The sequence below is a fragment of the Mesoplasma sp. JKS002658 genome, assembly GCF_023566355.1.
GTDB lineage: Bacteria > Bacillota_I > Bacilli_A > Mycoplasmatales > Mycoplasmataceae > Edwardiiplasma > Edwardiiplasma whartonense.
This window is the reverse complement of the sequence record NZ_JAKNSW010000001.1, coordinates 1-22219: the sequence shown is the minus strand read 5'-3', so window position 1 is coordinate 22219 and position 22219 is coordinate 1. Positions and strand designations below refer to the sequence as shown.

Sequence of the window (22219 nt, the reverse complement as noted above, 5' to 3'; positions counted from 1 at the left end):
CTTTTAACTAAGCAACAAAGACTAATAAAATGGCAATAACTAGTGAGTAAATCGCTCCAGATTCAGCGATTCCAGCACCAATAATCATTGCTGATTGGATTTTTGAAGCCATTTCTGGGTTTCTTCCAATCGCCATACATGCTCCTTGAGCAGCAATCCCTTGACCGATTCCAGCTCCAAGTACCCCAATACCAGCAACTCCAGCACCAAGAAATTTCAATCCATCTCCAGTAGTAGCTCCAGTGGCAAGTAAGTTTGGTAAAACAGTGGCAAAAGCACTAAAAAAGTTTAAATAGACATTAGTCATTAAATCAGCAAATAACATTTGATTTTCTCCTTAAATTATTTTTTATAAAGCAATTTGAATTGCAAGATCTTCATTTGGTGAAGTAGTTTTCTCTGCTCGTCCATGATGACGATGCAAAATCGAACCCTTCCCTTTTTGGACAGTTTTTACACTGGTACTGTCATCAGTTTCTCCCATCGCTTCTGATCAATAAGAGAAGGTTAGCATCGTAAAGACCAACGCTTGTACTCCTCCATCAAAAAGGTCGAAATACATGTGTAATCACGGCGCAAAAGCAGTAGTAAAGATATTAAAACCAGACCAAAAGTAAATATACTGGTAGTTTCAATTATCTTCAAATCCTCCAACTGTTCCATAAATTCTTCCCACATGGTTACCTGTACCATCAAAACTTGATTGAACGTTGATAAACAACGCATAAACCAATCCCAAAATGATTGATCCACCCAACAAATTCCCAAATAAACGGAAAGAAATTGAAATTAATGGGGTAAATTGGGTAAAGATTTCAATCGGATTCTTATAACGTTTAAAATAAGCTCACTTTTGGTATTTAAACCCAAAGTAGTAAACTGACAAGAAGCTAATTAAACCAAGACTAAAAGCAATAGTATAAGAAGTTGCTAAGGATTCAATTCCGATTAATGAAATCAAACTACCCACAAAAATGTACATAATTAGATACATTGCATAAGGAGTTAATTTCCTGTGTTTCTTGCCCATTGCCTGCACGACTAAATCTTCACAAAAAAGAATGAACATTTCCATCAAAACCAGAAAACCACTCATCCGTTCTTCTTCTTGGTGATTGCGAATCTTGATGTTATAAACCAAACAAATCGCACTAATAATTAAAGCGGTAAAAACGATTGATAGTAATTGTGGTTGTCAATGGTGTCAATTATCAGAAAAATAATCCCCAATTGAACTAAGTTGTGGCCCCAACATTAAGCCCCCCTTCCAGACTTCTTTAATTTACTCGTACTTGTTGTTTGTTTAGTGGTCAGAATCTGATAACCTCCTTGAAAAAGTGGTAACAGAACAATTGGGGCAAAACCAATTAGCACCCCAAACACCGAAACTTTATCTCCAGGAACAAAAACAGCAAGTATGAATGGAATAAAATATAGACCAAATCTTGAGATAAATAAGAAAAGATAAGTGTAATAATTTTCTGTTCTAATTAAAACTTTATAAGCGTAATAGATTAAAAAAAGAGCTGTGGTACTACAAAAAAAGGCCACCACATAACCAATTATTCAACTTCAGTCAACTTTGGTTGTCTTGGTTGTCACTAAAATGATTAAAACCAAAAAAATAGTTATCATCAAAGAAATCAATCCAAGCACAAATCATTTATTTGTTTGTCTTCACTTCTGGGCAAGAAAAGATTGGCCCATCCCTATACCTCAATCTTAAATATAATATCCATCTCCTTTATTTTAATACAAACTAAATTTTATTGCGCGACTAAAACTAAAAAAACCTGCTAAAAAGCAGTTGCTTCCAACAGGTTTTTTCCTTCTTTAAAATGCTTATCTAAACTGTTTTTGAAAATTACAAGCTTGGTTTTATTAACAAAAACTACTTAGTACCAAAAATTCGGTCACCAGCATCCCCTAATCCAGGAATAATATAACCCTCATCATTTAAACTTTGATCAATACTTGCTACATAAATGTCAACATCAGGATGAGCAGTTTGCAACGACTCAATCCCTTGAGGCGCTGCTACCAAACAAATAAACTTAATCGTTTTTGCTCCTCACTCTTTAGCAATCATTAGTGCTTTATTAGCAGAACCACCAGTTGCTAACATCGGGTCAACCACCAAAACATATGATCGATTAACATCAGGAGTAGGTTTAGCATAGTATTGCACTGGTTGTTTAGTAACCTCATCACGATACAAACCAATATGTGCTACCCGGCTTGTGGGTACTAATTGTTGAATTCCTTCGACCATTCCTAATCCAGCTCGAATAATTGGGACTAGTACCACAGGAGTTTTAATTACATAACCAGTTGTCTCAACCAAGGGAGTTTGAATGGTTTGTTCACTTAAAGGTAAATCACGAAATACTTCATAAACCATTAATCCAGCAATCTCATTGAGATTTTCACGAAAATCTTTACTCGTAGTTTCTTTGCGACGCATTCTGGTCAACTTGTCAATAATCAAAGGATGTTTTAGTTCAAAGACAGACATAAATAATTTCTTCTTTCTAATATTTTAAATTGGGATAAATCAAGAACTGAGCACAAAGCCCTTCTACTTGTTGATGTAAGGTAGTTAAATTAGCAGAATCAGGATTCTTCAAAGCCTGAGCAATGATTTCTCCCACAGCAATAAATTCTGGTTCTTTAAAACCGCGAGTAGTCATTGCTGGAGTTCCGATTCTTAATCCTGAAGTATTATAAGGAGTTTCTTTGTCAAAGGGAAGTAATTCTTTATTTGTGACAATGCCAATACTTTCTAAAATCTTTTCAGCTTCTCTTCCAGTTAAATTAAAGGTTTTTTTAACATCAAAATTAATCAAGTGATTATCTGTTCCGTTAGTTAATAACTTAATTCCGTTTTGCTCAAGTGCTTGAGCAAGTGCTTGAGCATTTTTAACAATTTGTTGGCCATAAAGTTTGAACTCTGGAGTTTGAACTTCGCATAATGCTTGGACTTTTCCTGCAATTAAGTTTTCTAAAGGGCCACCTTGAGTTCCAGGAAAAACTGCAGAATCAATCTTTTTAGCATACTCTTGTTTACACAAAATCATCCCCCCCCTAGCTCCACGAAGCGTTTTGTGGGTTGTGGTTGTAACTACATCAGCATAAGGTACTGGATTTTGATGCATTCCTGTAGCCACCAATCCAGCAATGTGAGCCATATCCACCATCAATTTCGCACCAACCTCATCAGCAATTTCTTTAAATTTAGCAAAATCAATTTTACGAGAATAAGCACTAGCTCCAGTAACAATCAATTTTGGTTGAAATTCTCGAGCTTGTCTAGCAATTAAATCATAATCTAACATTTCAGTTTTTTGATCAACACCATAAAAAGCAAAGTGATAGGTTTTTCCAGAAAAGTTGACTTTAGAACCATGCGTTAAATGCCCTCCAGCATTCAAATCCATTGCTAGCACCTTATCACCAGGATTTAATAAAGCTTGATAAACCGCTTGGTTTGCTTGCGATCCTGAGTGGGGTTGAAGGTTGGCGTGATCACAACCAAAAATTTCTTTTGCTAATTCAATACCTAAACTTTCAACTTCATCAATATAGGCACAACCTCCATAATAACGTTTATGAGGATATCCTTCAGCATACTTATTGGTAAAAATCGAACCATTGGCAGTTAAGACCGCCTCTGAAACATAGTTTTCTGAAGCAATTAATTCAATGTGAGTTTGTTGACGATTTAATTCTTTGTTTAAAGCTCTCTGGATGCGCTTATCCATGGTATTCATTAATTGTTTTTACCCTTTCTTCGTGACGACCATGAGCAAATTCACTCTTTAAAAAGGCGTCAACTAGTTTTAAAGCCTTATCAACAGCGATCATTCTTGCCCCCATCGCAATCACATTACAATCGTTGTGCTCACGAATCAACTGGGCAGTCTCTAATTCAGAAACTAATCCTGCTCTAACTCCTTTAACTTTGTTTGCCGCAATTGAAATGCCAATTCCCGTACCACACAAAGCAACTCCTAAACAGTCTTTATCACCAGCAATCTTTTCTCCCAATTCCAAACCTTTGCTAGCATAACTGCAAGATTTTCCATCAACATTTCCTAAATCAGTTACTTGATAATCAAGACTGGTTAAATATTTGACAATTGCCTGTTTCATTTCTACCCCAGTATGGTCATTACTAATATAAATTCTTGGTTTCATCAACAAAACCTTCTTTCTTTTTCTTGTTTTAATTATACAAAATTCAGCTTTTGTTTACAGCACAGAAAAAAAGCAGTTGTTAACAACTGCTTTTAAATTTCTTAGTATTCAGACTTGTGATATTCTTCACCAATCTTCATAACTTCTTGTGTGCCAGTTAAACCAGTTCCTGCAGGAATTAGGTTCCCTAACATAATGTTTTCTTTCAAACCATCCAAGTGGTCTTCTTGACCACGGACAACTGCTTTAGTTAAAACTCGTGCTGTATCTTGGAATGAAGCTGATGATAATCATGATTCTGACTCCAATGGTGCTTTTTTAATTCCAAAAATCACTGGTTTTGCTAATGGTGGTTGTTGGTTGTTCAAGAATGCTTGTTGAACAGCATTACGGAAACGTTTTTGGGTTACAACTTCTCCTGGTAATAAATCAGTTTCTCCAGCTTCAGTAATTTTTACTTTTCCTAACATTTGTTTAATAATAATTTCAATGTACTTGTCAGCAATTTCAATTCCTTGTAAACGATAAACTTGTTGGACTTCTTTTAAGATGTAGTTTTGAACCGCCTCAACAGACGCTACATCTAGCAATTCTTTAATATCAATTGAACCTTCAGTTAATTTTTCACCAGGTTCAACTTTTTGACCAACTTCAACCCGAACAATTGCATTATAAACAGTATGGTACTTTTCATCTTCGCCACTTAAACTTTCAATGACAATTTCAGAAATTCCGTCGTTGTTTTGAATACTTTTAACTGCTCCTGCTACTTTTGAAATTACCGCAATTGAACCTTTTGGCGTAGTCACGTCAAGCAATTCTTTAATTCTTGGTAATCCTTGGGTAATATCAGCATCTCCAGCAACCCCACCAGTATGGAAGTTCCGCATCGTAAGTTGAGTTCCTGGTTCTCCAATTGATTGTGCAGCAATTACTCCAACTGGTTCTCCATACTTAACTTCACTACCAGTTGCCAAGTTAATTCCATAACATTTTTGACAAACTCCGTGATCATTGTCACAAGTTAATACTGAACGAATGTTGATGGTTGTAATTCCGGCATCAATTACTTTTTGCGCCAAGTCAGGAGTAAACAATTCGTCTTTATGCACCAAGACATTACCTTGGTCATCTTCAACATCATCAAAAGAATGACGACCAAGTAAACGATCTTTTAATGGTACAATCACGTTTTGATGTTTAGTATCAATAATCGCTGAAACCATAAATCCTTTAGCAGGATGACAATCTTCTGCTAAAACAACCATTTCTTGCGATACATCAACTAAACGACGGGTTAGATATCCAGAGTCTGCAGTTTTTAAAGCAATATCAGCCATTCCTTTTCTCGCTCCGTGAGTTGAGATAAAGTATTCTGAAACAGTTAATCCTTCTCTAAATGAAGACTTAATTGGAATTTCTTTAATATCTCCCTTAGTATCGTTCATCAATCCCCGCATTCCTACAAGTTGGGTAAAGTTCGAAACATTTCCCCGTGCTCCCGAATCTGACATCACAAACACCGGGTTTTTTGGATCTTCTTTTAAAATCACTTCTAATTCTTTTTGAATGTTATCTTTAACATCAGATCAAACCTTGATGACACGTTGTTTCTTTTCACCTTCAGTTAATAATCCTTCGTTGTAGAATTCATTAATTTGATCAACTTTTTTATCAGCAACTTTAAACTCATCATATTTTTCAGTATAAGCAACAACGTCTCCAGCACTAATTGTCGTTCCAGATTTAGTTGAATAATAGTAACCCAAATCTTTCATGTTATCTAACATTTGTGCTGTTGCTCTTGATCCATAAGCATTAAAGTAACGTTCAATAATCTTTGAAAGTTCCTTTTTCTTAATTGGTTGCATAATTTCATGAGTATTAATTCATTCTGTTACTGTAGTCTGGTTTGGATCAATTAAATAATCTTGCACCATAACTTCAGCATTCATAATATCAGGAGTATTAATTCAAGGAAATGGTTCAACAAAAATTTCGTTAAACAAAATTTTTCCTACTGTAGTCATTAAATAACTATTCTTATCCTTTTGGTCAAAATGATATTTTTTTAAACTATCAACAGGAATCGCTACTAACGCATTTAGGTTAACCACCCCTTGTTCATAAGCTGTTTTTGCTTCTAAAGAAGAAGCAAATACCATACCTTCTCCCTCAACACCCTTCTCTTCTAAAGTGACATAATAGTTACCAAGAATCATATCTTGAGTTGGAGTTACAATAGGTTTTCCATCTTTTGGTCCCAAAATTGCATTTGATCCCAACATTAAAGCTCTCGCTTCACCGATTGCTTCAGGAGTAATTGGTAAGTGAACTGCCATTTGGTCTCCATCAAAGTCGGCATTAAATGCAGTAGTTACTAGTGGGTGCAAACGAATCGCTTTTCCCTTAACAATTTTTGGTTCAAAAGCTTGAATTCCCAGACGGTGAAGGGTTGGTGCCCGGTTTAACAAAACAGGACGATCCTTAATCACTTGTTCAATCGCTTCTCAAACGTGAGGATCGTTTCCATTAATCATTCGTTCTGCTGATTTAACATTATCAGCATAATCATGTTCTTGTAATCATTGAATAATAAATGGTTTGAACAAGGTGATTGCCATTTCACGAGGAATTCCTGCTTGGTACATTTTTAAATCTGGACCAATTGCAATTACTGAACGACCAGAATAATCTACTCGTTTTCCCAGTAAGTTTTGACGGAAACGCCCTTGTTTTCCCTTTAAAGTTGAAGTTAATGATTTTAATGGACGCTTATCTTTTCCTACCACTGGACGGGCCTTACGGTCGTTATCCATCAAGGCGTCAACTGCTTCTTGTAACATTCTTTTTTCATTGTTAACAATAATTGAAGGCGCGCTCATTGACTTCACTTTTCTTAAACGTTCGTTCCGAATAATGATTCGACGATACAAGTCATTAATCTCAGAAGTGGTAAATCTTCCTCCATCCAATTGAATAATTGGACGAATATCTGGGGGAATAACTGGCAAAACGTGCATAATCATTCATTCTGGTTTAGCATTAGATCTCTTAAAAGCATCTAAGACTTCTAAACGTTTCATCATTTTAGTTTGATCAGTTGCAGAATGGTTTGTCTTTAGATTTGCTTTCAAAGTTTTGATTTCATCATCAACATTGATTTTTTGCAACAAGTATTCAATTGCTGCAGCCCCAATACCAAACTTAGCTTTGGTATATTTTGCAATTAAACCAGATGCTTCATCAATTGAAAACGGAATCATTGGGTCTTCTAACTCTAAAATCATTCTCTGAGCTTTTCTGGCATCGCGTGATTCAAGATCTTCAATTTTAGCCAAAACTTCCTCACGAATTGTATTTAACAATGCTTCACGAGTTTTTGAACTTGACTTTGAATTTTCTAAATCAAGCACTTGTTTAGCAGTTAGATACTGTGAATCCCCGGTTTCTAAAACAATATAAGAAACAAAGTAAACAACTTCTTCTAATTCTTTAGTTTTCAAATCTAAAACTGCTGCAATCCGACTTGGTGCCACTTTTAGCATTCAAATGTGCGCAACTGGTTCTTCTAACTCAATGTGCCCCATTCTTTCTCTTCGTACGATTGATTCAGTTAATTCAACCCCACATTTTTCACAAACTTTTCCTTTGTTCATCGGGTTAGCTTTTTTGTACTTTCCACAAGCACATTCAAAACTTTTAATCGGTCCAAAGATTCGTTCATCAAATAAACCATCTTTTTCTGCTTTTAAAGTTTTATAATTAATAGTTTCTGGTTTTTTAACTTCACCATGAGATCAAGAACGAATCGCTTCTGGACTTGATAATTCAATCTTAATTGATTTTTTATTCTTCTTATTTTCCATTTAGTTACGCCCTTTCTTAATCATTACTTTCTTCACCACTAGTCATATTTACTAAGACTTCTGGCTCAATATTTGATGCAATAATTTCTTCATCACTTGGAGAGTGATAATCACCTTGATTTGAAGCATACAAGTCTTCTTCCACATCACTATCAGCGCGATCATAAGCACTAATTGCTGATTTGTTGCCTTGTTCATCAATCATAAACATGTCAAATCCTAGACCCATAATTTCTTTAGTTAACACATTAAATGACTCAGGAATTCCTGGTTCAGGAATTTTCTTTGAACGCACAATTGCTTCATAAGTTTTTACCCGACCTTTAATGTCATCAGATTTAATCGTAAGAATTTCTCTTAAAGTATGTGCAGCTCCATAAGCTTCTAACGCTCAAACTTCCATTTCTCCAAATCTTTGTCCCCCATTTTGGGCTTTTCCACCCAATGGTTGTTGGGTAATTAAAGAATAAGGACCAACATTTCTTGCATGTAATTTATCATCAACCATGTGAGAAAGTTTTAGCATGTACATAACTCCAACTGCAATTGGTTTATCCATAACCTCTCCAGTTGCTCCATCAATTAACTTCACTTTTCCAAAGTTAGTCATTCCAGCTTCTTGCATAATCTCATCTAACTCTTGTTCATTTAAACCTTCAAAAACAGGAGTTGCAACCTTGATACCAAGTTTTTTAGCAGCCATTCCTAAATGAATTTCTAAGATTTGTCCAATATTCATCCGTGAAGGCACCCCTTGAGGGTTTAACATAATATCAACTGGGGTTCCATCTTCTAAGTGAGGCATGTCTTCTACAGGAAGGATTCGTGAAATAACCCCTTTATTCCCGTGACGTCCAGACATTTTGTCCCCTTCTTGGATTTTTCGTTTTTGAACGACATAAATCTTAACAATTTCTAAAACATCAGGTGCTAAGTCATAATCTTCACGCGTGAAACGTTTAACAGTTTGAACAATTCCATCCCCACCATTTGGTACTTTTAAAGAATTATCTTTAACGTTACGTGATTTTTCACCAAAAATTGCGTTTAATAACTTATCTTCTGGAGAAAGTTGTACTTGTCCTTTGGGAGTTACTTTTCCTACTAAAATATCACCATGCTTAACTTCAGTTCCGATCGCAACAATTCCATCACTATCTAAATATTTCTTTGAATTTTCAGAGATGTTAGGAATTTCACGAGTAATTTCTTCTTCACCTTGTTTAGTATTTCTACGTTCAATAGTGTACTCATCAATGTGAATTGAAGTAAAACGGTCTTCCATAACCACACGTTCACTCATTACAATCGCATCTTCATAGTTGTAACCATTATAAGTTGTAAAGGCAACCACAACGTTTTGACCAATCGCTAATTCTCCTTCATCCATTGAAGGACCATCAGCAATAATCTCACCTTTTTCAACTGTATCACCAAGGTTAACAATTGGGTTTTGCGCAATTGCAGTTCCGTTATTTGAACGTTCAAAATCAGCTAATGGGTAAGTAGTAGTTCCTTGACTAGTTTCCACAGTAATCACTTTGGCATCAACATAACGAACAATTCCGCCTTCTTTAGCAACAATTGCACTTCCAGAGTCTCTGGCAGCTTCAAATTCAACCCCAGTTCCTACTAATGGTGCTTCAGGTCTTAAAAGTGGTACAGCTTGACGTTGCATATTTGCTCCCATCAATGCCCGGTTAGCATCATCGTTTTCTAAGAACGGAATACAACTAGTAGCAATTGAGAAAATTTGTTTTGGAGAAACATCAATATAATCAACATCTTGAACGTTGGCAATGATGTCATCACCTTTATAACGCGAAATGACAGTTTCTTCTAAAATTTTCCCACTATCATCTTGTTTAACGTTTGCTTGCGCGATTACATAATTATTTTCTTCATCAGCAGTTAAATAACGAATATCATCGTTATTAATAACACCGTTTTTAACTCTTCGATAAGGAGTGGTAATAAATCCATACTCATTAACTTTTGCATAGGTTGCTAAGTTGTTAATCAACCCAATATTTGGTCCTTCAGGAGTTTCAATTGGACAAATTCTTCCATAATGAGAATCGTGAACATCCCGCACTTCTAAGCCAGCACGATCACGAGACAATCCTCCTGGTCCTAGCGCAGTCAACCGACGTTTATTAGTTAATTCTGATAATGGGTTAATTTGATCCATGAATTGAGAAAGTTGGGATAGATTAAAGAATTCTCCAATCACAGCAGTTAAAGGTTTGTTGTTAATAATTGTTGAAGGCTTAACCTTAAATAATTGAGCGGTTGAAAGTTTTTCTCGTACGTTCTTTTCAATTCGAATCATTCCGATACGTAATTGGTTTTGCAACAATTCTCCCACTGTTCTTACGCGGCGATTTCCTAAATGATCAATATCATCAATTTGACCAATGTTATAATGCAAGTTTTCTGCATAAGAAATTGTTGCTAAAACATCAGCAATGTTTAAGAATTCATCATTTGAGTGACCAGTAATTCCTAATAAAGTGATTGTTTTAGTTTTCAAATCATTATCACGGTAAACTTTTACCTTTTGAATAGCTTTAGGACTGTTGATATCATTTAGGAAATCAAGAGTAGTGGTCATCACATCACGACTAAAAATCTCACGAACTTCTTCGTAGTTTTCTTTGTTAACTAATGTGTCTTTGGGAATTAAAACTTTACCTTGTGCATCAAGAACGTCTTCAGCTAATCTGGTTCCTAAAAGACGGTTTTTAATCGCTAATTTTTGGTTTAATTTAAAACGACCTGCTTTAGTTAAATCATATTTACGACGGTCAAATAATAATCCATTTAAATACTTTGAAGCACCATCAGCAGTAGCAGTTTCTCCTTGACGAATCTTTTTATAGATGTCTTGAACTGCGTTTTCTCAATCAGTTTCCCCATCTCCAGTTAATCCATCTTGTTGGTAAGTATTATTAATCAAATTAGAACTGTCAAATAGTTCTAAAGCTTGAGCGGGTTTAATTCCCAAGGCAGTAATTAAACTAGTAGCTGTAGTTTTACGAGATTTGTCGATTTTAACATACAAAACTTCTTCTAAATCACCATTGGCATTACGTTTATTTTCAGTTTCAAATTCTAATCAAGTTCCTCGCGAAGGAATAATGTTAGCACTGTAAATCATCTCTCCATTTTTACGGTTCAATTCCTTGTTAAAGTAAGCACCTGGTGAACGAACTAATTGAGAAACAATCACTTTTTGACTACCATTAATAATAAAAGTTCCTGCATCAGTCATTAACGGGAAATCTCCCATAAAAACTTCACCCTTTTTATAAACAGTTAAGTTAATAACTAATTCTTCTTCAGTTTCATCAATCAAAGTTAATTCAATAATGTCTGGATGAGTAGAGCTTTTAGTCTTTGCTTCATAAAAGTACAAATTATCAACATTTTTGGTTAAGACCACGTTTTTATTTTCCAACTGGTTTTCTAACCAATTCTTAAAGAAAACACCAAAATCGCCACCAACAATTTTTAATCCTTCTTTGCTAACAATTTCATTTTCTTTATTAATTGTTAAGGTTAAATTAGCGTAAATGGGTTCATCATAAATCTTTGATTCTTCTTTAGCTTGAGCGATGCTAATTCGTGGAGTACGAAACTCTCAATCATCCAATGCTAAAGTTGCTTGACCATTTGGACTAACAATAGGAAAAATTTCATCAAATACTTCTTGAATCCCCTTAGTCTTAAATCATTCAAAAGTGTCAGTTTGAACTTCTACTAAATTTGGTAAAGGTAACTTCCCAGAAACTTTGGTGTAATCCCTTCTTGTGGTGCGGTTATTAATTTTCTTAATTTTATAACTCATAGTTTCTCCTTATTTTTGTTTGCATGCTTCATCCACTAACAAGTGGTTAATTTTGTGATAGTCAGGGTTTGCTCATATATAATAGTCTTTGTTTTTCTGACGAGATCTTTGTAAAACCTCTAAATTCACCAGTTGGTTCAACTTAGTGGTAATGACTTCTTTTCCATTTAAAATCTGATTAATGAAAGGGTTTTCTTCAATCATTTTTTCATTAAACTCTGAAGGCAAAAGCATTAGACAACTCATAAAAAACCTTAAATCATCAGCATTAAATTCTTTTTTCGTTCTTAAAGGTTTCTTCACGCTATTAACCATTCAATAAAATCGTTTCATCATATTAGCTTGGTTTTTAGTCATTAACCGAAACAAAGCTAAATATCGGTCACAATTAAAATCAGTTGCAAACAATTCATCAATCACTTCAACAAATGTTTCGAAATTTACCCCCATTAGCAAACCAAAGCCAAGATAAGTAAAGTCATTATCAAGTTGAAATAAATACCATTTAATAATAAACTGCATCATCATTAGGTTTAAACTTTGAAACGGACTGATATAGAGAAACTCTAACCCTAAAATAAACGCTTTAGTAAATCCAGAAAAATCATTTTCAGGAATGTCTTTTAAGTATTCCCAAAAGTTATGCATCTCTTGATCAATTAATCCTGGATCTAATAAATGATGAAAGGCACTTGGAGTTTCTTTTGTTCTTTTTCGATCACTTAAAGAATCTAAACTAGAATCCAACCCCAAAAATAAAATGTGAACCACAAGTTCAAAATTTTCCTCGTTTAAAGGAAAATTGTTTTGATATATTAAATCATATACTTGCAGAATGTTCCGCATCAACTTCAAGTCATAAGAATTAGGCTTCAATCTGTCATTGTTCAACTGCACTAAATTCTTATATAAAACACTGGCGGGTTTGTCCTCTTTTAAGTTACCATCAATTAAAAGAAAACTGATAATCTCAAAATAATTAAACCCACGGTAAGTTTTTTCCATTCGGTCAACCCGATAAGCAGCAAGATAATCAAAAAGAAAACGGTCTTGTTGTACATTTTCTCTGAATTTTCAACTAAACTTGTTACCTTTAATTCCAGGTAGTTTAGTTAAAAAACGATTGTCCTTTAATTTAGAAAGATTTTTCTTATACCATTTTTCATCGAGAAAATATTCAAGACTAATCATGCAAGTATCACTTTCTACTGTTAATTATCTGCAGATTTTATTAAATGCTTGATCTAGTAGAAGCTCTTAACTAACTAAACTAAAATCACTGCAAAAATTTTACCATAAAAACAAAGAAAAAAGGCAAATTTATAGAAATAAATTTGCCTTGTTATTTAATTAGGTTTTAAATAAGTCTAATTATTTAATATCTACTGAAGCTCCAGCAGCAACTAATTTTTCTTTAATTTGTTCTGCTTCTTCTGGTTTAATGTTTTCCTTAATTGCTACTGGTAAAGTTCCATCAACCAATTTTTTGGCATCCATTAACCCTAATCCAGTAAGTTCTTTAACTACTTTGATAACTTGCACTTTTTGTGCTCCTGCTTCTGCTAAGAAAACAGTTACTTCTGAAGGGGCAGCAGCAGCGTCAGCTCCAGCTGCTGGGGCAGCAACTGCAGCAGCAGCAACTACTCCAAAGTGTTCTTCAATTCCTTTAACTAAATCGTTTAGATCAGTTAAAGTCATGGTTTCTAATGCTTTAATAATATCGTCTTTTGTGACTGCCATAATTTTATTCTCCTTTAATGGTTTTCATAATTAATACTATCTAGTACGAGTTTGTTGTTATTCTTATTTAACTACGCTTTAGTGTCAGCAACTGCTTTGATTGCATTCATCACTTGACGCAATGGATACAATAAAGAGTTGGCAAACATTGAATAAAGTTCTTCTTTTGATGGAAGAGAAGCAATGTTATTAATTGCAGTTGTGTCTTGAATTTTACCTTCAAAGATTCCTGCTTTTAAAACTAAATCTTTGTTCTTTTTGGCAAATTCAGCCACGAGTTTAGGTGCTGCCACCCCGTCTTCTTTTGAAAAAATGAAAACATTTTGTTGAGTTAAGAATTCATTTAAAGGTTCAAGGTTACTTTCACTAGCAGCTCTTCTTACTAATGAATCCTTGTACACTTTAACTTCGATACCTTGTTTTAACGCTTCTTGACGTAAAGTTGTCATTTGCGCAACTGTTAAGTTTTTGTATTCAGCAATTGCCACCCCATTGTTAGTGGTTAATTTTTGGGCAATTTCTTGAATAACCAAAGCCTTTTTGGCGTGTGCTGGTCTTTCTTGTGTCATCTATTTCCCCCCTTTTTATGTTTAACGAATAAATAAGAAAAACCTTGATCTAATTTTCGACCAAGGTTAAAAAGCAAACTTTTATTAATAAAGATATGTTCTAGCTTTTTCCTCGGTAACAAATTAAGGTTTCCCAGTTACTTTCTTCGGTACTAATAGCATTATCATCATATCTAAAACCAAGAACAATTACAATAAAAAACGTCTTGAGAAAAGACGATTTTCTTAATTTAATTGAATTTTAATTCCTGGACCCATTGTTGAAGAGATTGTCACACTCTTGATATAGTCACCTTTAACAGTTTGAGGTTTAACTCTTTGTAGTTCACTAAGGATAGTCTTAAAGTTGTTTTCTAAAGCGCTAACATCAAAAGAAACTTTTCCAATAATCGTGTGAATGTTTCCTTCTTTATCAGCACGATACTCTACTTTTCCTTTTTTAACATCTTCAATAGCTTTTTTAACATCCATTGTAACAGTTCCAGTTTTTGGGTTAGGCATCAAACCTTTAGGTCCTAAAACTTTACCAATTGGTCCTAATTTAGCCATGATTTCTGGAGTGGCAATAATCACATCAAAGTCAAACCAATTTTCATTTTGAATTTTATAAATCATGTCATCAGAACCAACAAAATCAGCACCAGCATCAGTTGCTTCTTTTGTTTTAGTAGTAGTTAAAACCAAAACACGTTGACTTTTACCAGTTCCTGAAGGTAAAACAACCGCCCCTCTAACTTGTTGATCGGCTTTACGCGGATCAATGTTTAAGTTGAAAGCCAATTCAACAGTTTCATCAAACTTAGTTGAAGCAACTTCTTTCATTAAATTAATTGCTTGAGCAACTGGATAAAGGGTTTTCTTATCAACTTTTGTTAAAGCTGCTTTACGATTTTTACTCAACTTTGCCATTATTTAGTTTCCCCTTCATCTCATCCAGTAATTTTAATTCCCATATTTTTAGCAGTTCCAGCAATAATTTTCATAGCCGCTTCAACACTATTAGCATTCAAGTCTGGTAATTTATACTCAGCAATGCTTCTTAAATCTTCAATACTAATCGTTCCAGCAGTTTCCTTTCCAGGATTATGCGCTGCTTTTTGAATCTTAGCAGCTTTTTTCAACATCACTGGGGCAGGAGTTGTTTTTAAGACAAAATCAAATGATTTATCATCATAAGCAGTAATAACAACTGGCACAACATCTCCTGCTCTTTCTTTAGTTGCGTCGTTAAATTGTTTGGTGAATTCTGGCATGTTAATTCCCAAAGAAGCTAGTTCTGCTCCAGGTTTGGCTTGCATTGCCATAAATTCCAGTTTTGCAATACGTGTTACTTTTTTAGCCACGGGTATTTCCTCTTTCTCTCTACTCGCTGTGGTCCAAACGAAACTCTTGGCTTCTTCCACAATAAAATTTACTCATTGATTTTAACATAATTTTAATAATTTTGAGCTTTTTTCTTAGTTAATTTCGACATATTTCCAGACTTTTTGTTAATTTTGAACAAGAAAAAAGCCCTTTTAAAAAAGAGCTAACAATCCGATTCACATTGCACTGGTATTCAACTACAATTACATTATTTTTCTTAAACGATTAATCTTCAGTGAGGATTTTTGCGTTTTTAAATTCGACCTCGGTTGGTGTATAACGACCAAACATCTCAATTGAAATAATCGCTACTCCCTTATCAAAATCCATATCAATAACTTTTCCATCTTTGTTCATAAACGGTCCAGTTTGAATTACTACTTGATCACCAATTTTGAAATCAGCAGTATAAACAACTTTTTCCTGAGTAGCATTTGGTCCAGAAGTAATCACTTTATTTCCAGAAACAGGTTTAACTTCTTTACTTGGTTCTAATGGCTCAACAGGATCAGATTGGGTTTGGTCATTTAAAATCATTCTTGCCACTTCTTCGCTTGTTAATGGAAATGGTTTTGCTCCTCTTCCAGATGAACCAATAAACCCAGTTACTCCTGGAGTATTACGCACAATAAATCATGCTTCTTCAGTCATGTTCATATTAATGAAAATATATCCAGGAAATTTGTTTTTTTCTGTTTCTTTACCACTCTTAGTTTCAGTCAAGTACTTTGAAATTCGCACATCAAAAATAATGTTACCCAGATTTTGATTTTTAACTTTTTCTAATAAGTCCTGGCGAACCTTGTCTTCATGCCCAGTATTACTATTAATTACGAACCATTGGCCTGGATATTTCTCTAATTCCGCTTCTAATTTTTCGTTTTCCAAATTCATTTTTAATACTCCACTCTTCTATATCACGTGCATCACTGAAAATAACGTCTGAAATCCTCAGTCAATTAAATAAAAAACCACTGCAAAAATTAACATAAAGATAATTACTTGCACAAACTTATTGGTTAAATTTTGCTTACCTGACCATTTAATCTTGCTCACTTCTTTAACCATTTTGACTGGAAATTCCTTAAAAGAAAGTTTTCAATCAATTTTTTCTTTGGTTTTTGTGGCTTTAAAGTTACTCCGGTTATAGAGATTTTTCTTGATTTCTTTTTCTCTCAAAACCCGTTTAGTCGTCCCTTCACTCTGAGCATGATCAGACTTTTTGCTCTTTGCTTGTTTACGAGTAACTCTCGTCTTGGCCTTCGCCTCTTTTTTTAACCTTTTTTGGGTTTTTTTTAACTCTTTTTCTTGTGGAGTCATCAAATCTTACCTACTTTCTTTGTGTAGGGTATGACGATTACAAGTTGAACAATATTTCTTTACTTCTAAACGTTCTTTTTGTGTTAAATTTCCCTTAGTTAAAGAGTAGTTACGACTTAAACAATCAGAGCAAACTAAAATAATCTTACGATGGTCTTTTGGCATAATTACTCCCTTTTTATTACATTACAATATATAGAATATCATAAATTAGAAAATGATTAAATCAGAAGGTGGGTGATATCTTTTATCACTTCTTTTGATAAACGATAGACTTTTGATTTACTCATCGGATATTTCTGGTAAATGTTTTTAGGTTCGAGATAATCATAAATTAACGCTTTTGCTACCAACTGTTTATCATAATCTTTTAGAGTTGCTAAATAACAAGCAAACAAGGAATCTAAAGCAATTTTTTGGTCAAATAATTCATTCACGTTACCAACCCTTTCCTCACTTCAATTTTTTGTGCTTGCTAAATTCAAAACTTTATGATGATTGGTAACATAACGTTCACAATAATCATTGCACCGTCATGTAATTGCATCAATTAAAAAAGATTCAAAAGTTTTCCTTCCCTTTTGATTTTCATACTTGTTGATGGCTTCGTTAAAAGCAATTCAAGCAACTAGTTCTAAATCTTCTTTCTCAATTGGTAAATTATAATAACATCGATAACTTTTATTAATCGCATAATTCTTGCATTTACTTAATTGTTGATAAATTCTTCACCGGTCACTTTGACTTGTGCTTAATGGGTCAAAATGGTGTTCTTCACGGTTTACATGATATTTAATTTCGCTATTTTTCATTTTTTATCCCTTACTTCCTATTTCGGTATAAGGACAAGAATTAATTTTTTCCCATTAACTTAAACAAGTTAACCAAGAAAAACACAAAAAGGGAGCATTTTTTAAGAAATGTTCCCTTTTTCAACTAAATTAAATTGATGTGGTCACTAATAATGAACATCAACAATGATGCAGCAACTGAAGCGTTATAAGAATCAATCTTCTGGGTTGAAGGTAGAAAAACATTAACATCAGCATGATGGGTCAATTTTTCTCCTATCCCTTTTTCTTCGTTACCAATAATTACCACTGTTTTTGGTGCATAATCAATTTTTCTTGCATCAAGAGCTTCTTGGTTTAAATTAGAAGCATAAATTCAAAAACCGACTTCTTTCAATTTTTCTAACGCATTAGTTAGATTGTTAACTTTAGAAATTATCATATCATAAGCAGTTCCCGCACTAGTTTTAACCACTGTTGGGTTAACTAAAACTTGTTTATGGTCTAAAATAATCAGATAACTAACATTCAAAAGTGTCGCACTCCGGATAATAGCTCCAAAATTATAAGGATCGTGAATTTGGTCTAACACCAAAACTATTGCCTTTTCTTGGGTATTAATCGCGGCAAGCAGTTCGTTAAATGGGGTGTAATTAAATTCTTTAATTTCTGCCACATATCCTTGATGATTAACTTTTTGATCAAACATTTTTTCCATTTTTTGATTTGTACTAACAGTTATTAAGGTTTGATTAAGTGAAGTTCTCTTAACTAGTTCTTGGTAATGACTAGTTCACACTTGTTTGACCATTGTTGGGTGCTTTTGGATAAATTCTTCTACCACTCGTCTACCATAAATTAAATTCTTCATTTTAAAGTAATCCTTTAGCAATTAATTGGCTTCGCAAAGTATCAGCATTTTTATAATCTTTTTGTTCCAAAGCTTTTTTCCAAGCTAAAAATAACGACTTTTCTTCCTGATTAACTGCAAGATTCACACTAGTAGAAAAACCTAAAACCTTTAACATAGTTTTTAATTGATAAAAATCAGGGGTTATTTTGTCTTTCATTAAGTCTTTATTAATTGCTTTAATTGCTTGTTCAAGAACGCTAAGAACTAAAGGGGTGTTCAAATCATCATTCATAAAGTCATTAAATCGTTCTAAAAAATGCGAAGAACTTTCTTTGGTACTTTCATCAATTAACTGGTTAAAAGCGGTTAGTTGTTTCGCTTTTTTAGTTAAGTTATTTAAGCGATCTAAAAACTTTTGACCCTGAGTTAAAAGATCATGACTGACATCCAAAGGTTGGGTATAAGCAGTAGTTAAAAACAATCATCGTAAAACATCAGGATGATAATCTTTTAAGAAGTCTCGCACCAAAATCATATTATCTAAAGATTTTGACATTTTTTCATCATTAAAAGTTAAATGACCGTTGTGCATTCAAATTTCACTTAACTCTCTATTGTTAGCAGCAAGATACTGAATCCGTTCATTTTCATGGTGAGGAAACTTTAAATCAACCCCACCACCATGAATACTTAAAGTTTGGTGGTTAAAATAAAAATCATTTAGGAGAGCACATTCAGTGTGTCACCCAGGTCTCCCTATCCCAAAAGGAGCAGTTCACTTAATTCCTACTTCGGTTTTTTTTCATAACGCAAAATCAGCAGGGTGATGTTTGAGATTAGTTTCTGGTTCAATCCGTGCAACAGCTAAACTATCTAAAGTACGGTTAGATAACTTTCCATACTCTCCTTTTCAACGATTTAAGTCAAAAAAGACGTTTTCTTGTTCAAGATAAGCGTCACCTTGATGAACTAACTTTTGAATGAATTCAATCATCAAATCAATGACAGTTGATACTTTAATAAGCTTGGTTGGAGGTTGGATGTGTAATGCAGATAAATCTTCAAGATAAGCATCAGTATAAAAATTTGCTAAATCTGTTTCTGATTGTTTAGCAGCAAGAGCTTTATCAATAATCTTGTCATCAACATCAGTGATATTTTGCAAATAATCAACCTTAATACCCTTCCACTGCAAAAAACGCACCAAAAAGTCCATTGTAAAACTTGGTCGACTATTTCCTAAATGAATGTAGTTATAAACTGTTGGTCCACAACAATAAAGACGAATTTGGTTATTTGTCACCTTTAACTCTTGTGTTGTTTTAGTCAATGAATCATAAATTTTCACAATTAATCCTCCTATTTTGTTTTTACTAATGGTCTTAAAATGTAATAGACCGTTGATAAAATTATCGTGTTGAATAAGATTTTTAGTGGCGATTCAATCAGACGCACCATTAAAATCGAAGTATAACCTCCATTATCACGCGGAATACCTAAAAAACTAGAATCTCCTCAAGATCCAATTAAGGTAGTTGCTAAAAATTCAGTAATTACACAAAGCAAAATAATTGGTAAAACAATCTCTAAGAGCTCTGACTTTTCTATGACCAGAAAAACTCCTACAACCATCCAAATAACAAATAAACTCGCACCAAGGATACCAATAAAAACAAATTTATAGGTATCAGGACTAATTTCTGCACCAAAGATTTTAACATTTTGATCATAACTACTCGTAATTAAAACCATAATCACGCCATAAAGAATAATAAAAAGGTTAATTACTAAAAACGTTAATCACTTCTTTTTCCCAGTTCATTTTTGAGAAACTGCTGCAATTCCACTTAAAAAACCGACTCCCAACTCTAAAAGCAAATAGGCTATATGGATATAGGAAGGCACAAACATTATCGTGATTAATTCAGTAATCAATCCCACAATCATTCCTACCAGCGGTCCAAAGAACATTCCCGCAATTTTAATCATGATTCCTTCAAAAGACATCCGAACAGGAGGAAGAACAGTAATCGGTAAAGTCAAAGAAATCACAACTGTTACTGCAGAAGAAACTGCTGCCATCATCGCAATATAAGTAATCTTTTTAGTTGTGAACTTAAATCCCTTGTAAGTACGTTTAAAAAAAGTTGAGCGGATTAAAGAATAAATTAAAAATAAAGCAATTAGACTCAACAAAAAATAAGCAACGACATGAGCTAAATTATTCTCAGTTAACAAATACCTACTAATTGATTTCATCCAACCAAGATCCTTTTCAATTTTTTTATTGTGCCCAATTAATTGGTGTTAAATCATGAAACTCTAACCAACTATTGATTTGACTGAAGGGACGGGTACCTTTGAAATATTTATCATAGCTAAACGGACTCGGGTGTCCATACCTCAAGATATTCTCTGACTTAATACCATTAATTTTACTATACATTTTCATTGCTTGATTACCAAAAGCACAGTACAAAATCACTTTGTTGTTAGAATTTAAGAAATTAAGAACATTTAAAACAAAAGTTTCTCACCCCAGCTCTTGATGACTTAGGGGTTGGTGTTCACGCACAGTTAAAATCGTATTCAATAAAAAGACACCTTGCGCTACTCAGCCACTTAAATCATTACTAGGATGATCGATATCTAAATCACTCTTTAATTCTTTAAACATGTTAGCCAAACTGCGTGGTGTAATTGCTGAAGCAGTTGAAAAAGCAATACCATTAGCTTGATTTTTTCCATGATAAGGATCTTGACCAAGTAAGACAATCTTGACGTCTTCTGGACGGACTAGTTTAAACACTGCAAAAACATCTTTTCCTGGCGGATAAACTGTCGTGGTGTAATATTCGTGTTGAACTGTCTTTCAAAGTTGTTGAAAGTAATCCTTTTTTACCTCTTCTTCAAAAAAGGTTTCTCACCCTTGGGGAAATCTGCTCATAATTTGCTCTCCAATCTTTAAAAAAGTGCCTCACGGCACTTTTAACTCTCATTAATATTATATACACCTTTAAATTGGCTTTCTTTAATAACAGTGTTGTTCTTGTTATTTATAACAACATCTTAAAAAAATAAATAAGTTAATGGATTATCGTTGTTGACCAATAATAATTTCACATTTTAAAAAGTGAAATTCAAAAGGAATTATTTCTCCACTGGCTGTAACCATATATCCTCCAATAGAAATTCCCTTGGTGGTGTGTCAATCATAGTAATCACTATCCAATTGTTCATTACTTGGAGCTTCACCTTCATAACCACCAGAACCGTTGTCAAACCATTGTTGAGTAATAACCATATCTTGAAGGTTTATTTGATAACCTAAACCTACAACTAATCTAATAAATGATTGTTTTAAAGATTGAACATAGGTGCTATCAGCACCACCATCACCTTTGGTTGTTCCTGAGGGAATACGTAAAACTAATTGATTATTTTTTGAAATTTGTTCAACAATATCCACAAAGTTACGCTCATCAACAACATTGGTTAATTTAGTAATAGTAATTATTAAGGTTCCGGTATATGCTGTATTTGGTTTAGCACTAATAGTCAGCGAACCATCAGTCGTTGAACTAGGAGCTATGAATGAATCAGCATCATAATCAACAACAGTATCTAATCCTATAAAACTACTATTGGCACTCAAAAAGGCCTGA

22 protein-coding genes and 1 other annotated feature are annotated in these 22219 nt (G+C 33.8%); all 22 genes read right to left on the bottom strand.

The window, feature by feature from the left end; translation table 4 throughout:
- Positions 1-7: 7 nt before the first annotated feature.
- Positions 8-325 carry an ATP synthase F0 subunit C gene (gene atpE / locus LD125_RS00110; protein ID WP_250136575.1) on the bottom strand — a complete coding sequence of 106 codons (318 nt, stop codon included), beginning with the start codon at positions 323-325 and terminating at the stop codon, positions 8-10.
- Positions 326-349: 24 nt separating this feature from the next.
- Complete coding sequence (locus LD125_RS00105; RefSeq protein ID WP_250136576.1) at positions 350-1255, bottom strand: F0F1 ATP synthase subunit A; 906 nt, start codon at positions 1253-1255, stop codon at positions 350-352.
- Entirely contained in the window at positions 1255-1707 is a 453-nt protein-coding gene (locus LD125_RS00100) for an MG406 family protein (protein ID WP_250137681.1), read from the bottom strand. Before LD125_RS00100 ends, LD125_RS00105 begins: the two co-directional genes overlap by 1 nt.
- A gap of 184 nt (positions 1708-1891) precedes the next feature.
- Positions 1892-2515, bottom strand: a complete 624-nt coding sequence (upp, locus tag LD125_RS00095; protein WP_250137295.1) for a uracil phosphoribosyltransferase — start codon at positions 2513-2515, stop codon at positions 1892-1894.
- 16 nt (positions 2516-2531) lie between these two features.
- The gene (gene glyA / locus LD125_RS00090) at positions 2532-3770 is read right to left on the bottom strand and encodes a serine hydroxymethyltransferase (protein ID WP_250136579.1); all 1239 of its coding nucleotides are present in this window, start codon (positions 3768-3770) and stop codon (positions 2532-2534) included.
- The gene (locus LD125_RS00085) at positions 3754-4197 is read right to left on the bottom strand and encodes an RpiB/LacA/LacB family sugar-phosphate isomerase (RefSeq protein ID WP_250136580.1); all 444 of its coding nucleotides are present in this window, start codon (positions 4195-4197) and stop codon (positions 3754-3756) included. Before LD125_RS00085 ends, glyA begins: the two co-directional genes overlap by 17 nt.
- 101 nt (positions 4198-4298) lie before the next feature.
- Positions 4299-8066, bottom strand: coding sequence for a DNA-directed RNA polymerase subunit beta' (rpoC, locus tag LD125_RS00080; RefSeq protein ID WP_250136581.1), 3768 nt, complete (start codon positions 8064-8066; stop codon positions 4299-4301).
- Between the two features lie 16 nt (positions 8067-8082).
- Positions 8083-11916 (bottom strand): DNA-directed RNA polymerase subunit beta, encoded by a 3834-nt coding sequence (rpoB, locus tag LD125_RS00075; protein WP_250136582.1) that lies wholly within the window; start codon positions 11914-11916, stop codon positions 8083-8085.
- A 9-nt stretch (positions 11917-11925) separates the two neighbouring features.
- Positions 11926-13107, bottom strand: coding sequence for a hypothetical protein (locus LD125_RS00070; RefSeq protein ID WP_250136583.1), 1182 nt, complete (start codon positions 13105-13107; stop codon positions 11926-11928).
- 180 nt (positions 13108-13287) lie between these two features.
- On the bottom strand, positions 13288-13656 hold the full coding sequence (rplL, locus tag LD125_RS00065; protein ID WP_250137294.1) for a 50S ribosomal protein L7/L12: 369 nt from the start codon (positions 13654-13656) through the stop codon (positions 13288-13290).
- Positions 13657-13727: 71 nt separating this feature from the next.
- The gene (gene rplJ / locus LD125_RS00060) at positions 13728-14225 is read right to left on the bottom strand and encodes a 50S ribosomal protein L10 (protein ID WP_250136585.1); all 498 of its coding nucleotides are present in this window, start codon (positions 14223-14225) and stop codon (positions 13728-13730) included.
- Positions 14226-14251: 26 nt separating this feature from the next.
- Positions 14252-14393 (bottom strand) — a sequence feature (ribosomal protein L10 leader region).
- A gap of 57 nt (positions 14394-14450) precedes the next feature.
- Positions 14451-15134 carry a 50S ribosomal protein L1 gene (gene rplA / locus LD125_RS00055; RefSeq protein ID WP_250136586.1) on the bottom strand — a complete coding sequence of 228 codons (684 nt, stop codon included), beginning with the start codon at positions 15132-15134 and terminating at the stop codon, positions 14451-14453.
- Positions 15134-15568 carry a 50S ribosomal protein L11 gene (rplK, locus tag LD125_RS00050; protein WP_250136587.1) on the bottom strand — a complete coding sequence of 145 codons (435 nt, stop codon included), beginning with the start codon at positions 15566-15568 and terminating at the stop codon, positions 15134-15136. Before rplK ends, rplA begins: the two co-directional genes overlap by 1 nt.
- 247 nt (positions 15569-15815) lie before the next feature.
- Entirely contained in the window at positions 15816-16484 is a 669-nt protein-coding gene (gene nusG, locus LD125_RS00045; protein WP_250137292.1) for a transcription termination/antitermination protein NusG, read from the bottom strand.
- Between the two features lie 18 nt (positions 16485-16502).
- Positions 16503-16910: a preprotein translocase subunit SecE gene (gene secE, locus LD125_RS00040; RefSeq protein ID WP_250137291.1), complete on the bottom strand. Its 408-nt coding sequence runs from the start codon at positions 16908-16910 to the stop codon at positions 16503-16505.
- A gap of 6 nt (positions 16911-16916) precedes the next feature.
- Complete coding sequence (gene rpmG / locus LD125_RS00035) at positions 16917-17075, bottom strand: 50S ribosomal protein L33 (protein WP_250136590.1); 159 nt, start codon at positions 17073-17075, stop codon at positions 16917-16919.
- Positions 17076-17131: 56 nt separating this feature from the next.
- Positions 17132-17722, bottom strand: coding sequence for a hypothetical protein (locus tag LD125_RS00030; RefSeq protein ID WP_250136591.1), 591 nt, complete (start codon positions 17720-17722; stop codon positions 17132-17134).
- 124 nt (positions 17723-17846) lie between these two features.
- A complete protein-coding gene (gene rlmB, locus LD125_RS00025; protein ID WP_250136592.1) occupies positions 17847-18572 on the bottom strand; it encodes a 23S rRNA (guanosine(2251)-2'-O)-methyltransferase RlmB in 726 nt (241 codons plus the stop codon).
- 1 nt (position 18573) lies between these two features.
- Positions 18574-19902, bottom strand: coding sequence for a cysteine--tRNA ligase (cysS, locus tag LD125_RS00020; protein ID WP_250137682.1), 1329 nt, complete (start codon positions 19900-19902; stop codon positions 18574-18576).
- Positions 19903-19913: 11 nt separating this feature from the next.
- Entirely contained in the window at positions 19914-20813 is a 900-nt protein-coding gene (locus LD125_RS00015) for an ECF transporter S component (protein WP_250136594.1), read from the bottom strand.
- Positions 20814-20838: 25 nt separating this feature from the next.
- Positions 20839-21501 (bottom strand): uracil-DNA glycosylase, encoded by a 663-nt coding sequence (locus LD125_RS00010; protein WP_250136595.1) that lies wholly within the window; start codon positions 21499-21501, stop codon positions 20839-20841.
- Positions 21502-21648: 147 nt separating this feature from the next.
- The coding region (locus LD125_RS00005) for a hypothetical protein (protein WP_250137683.1) at positions 21649-22219 on the bottom strand (571 nt) is incomplete at its 5' end.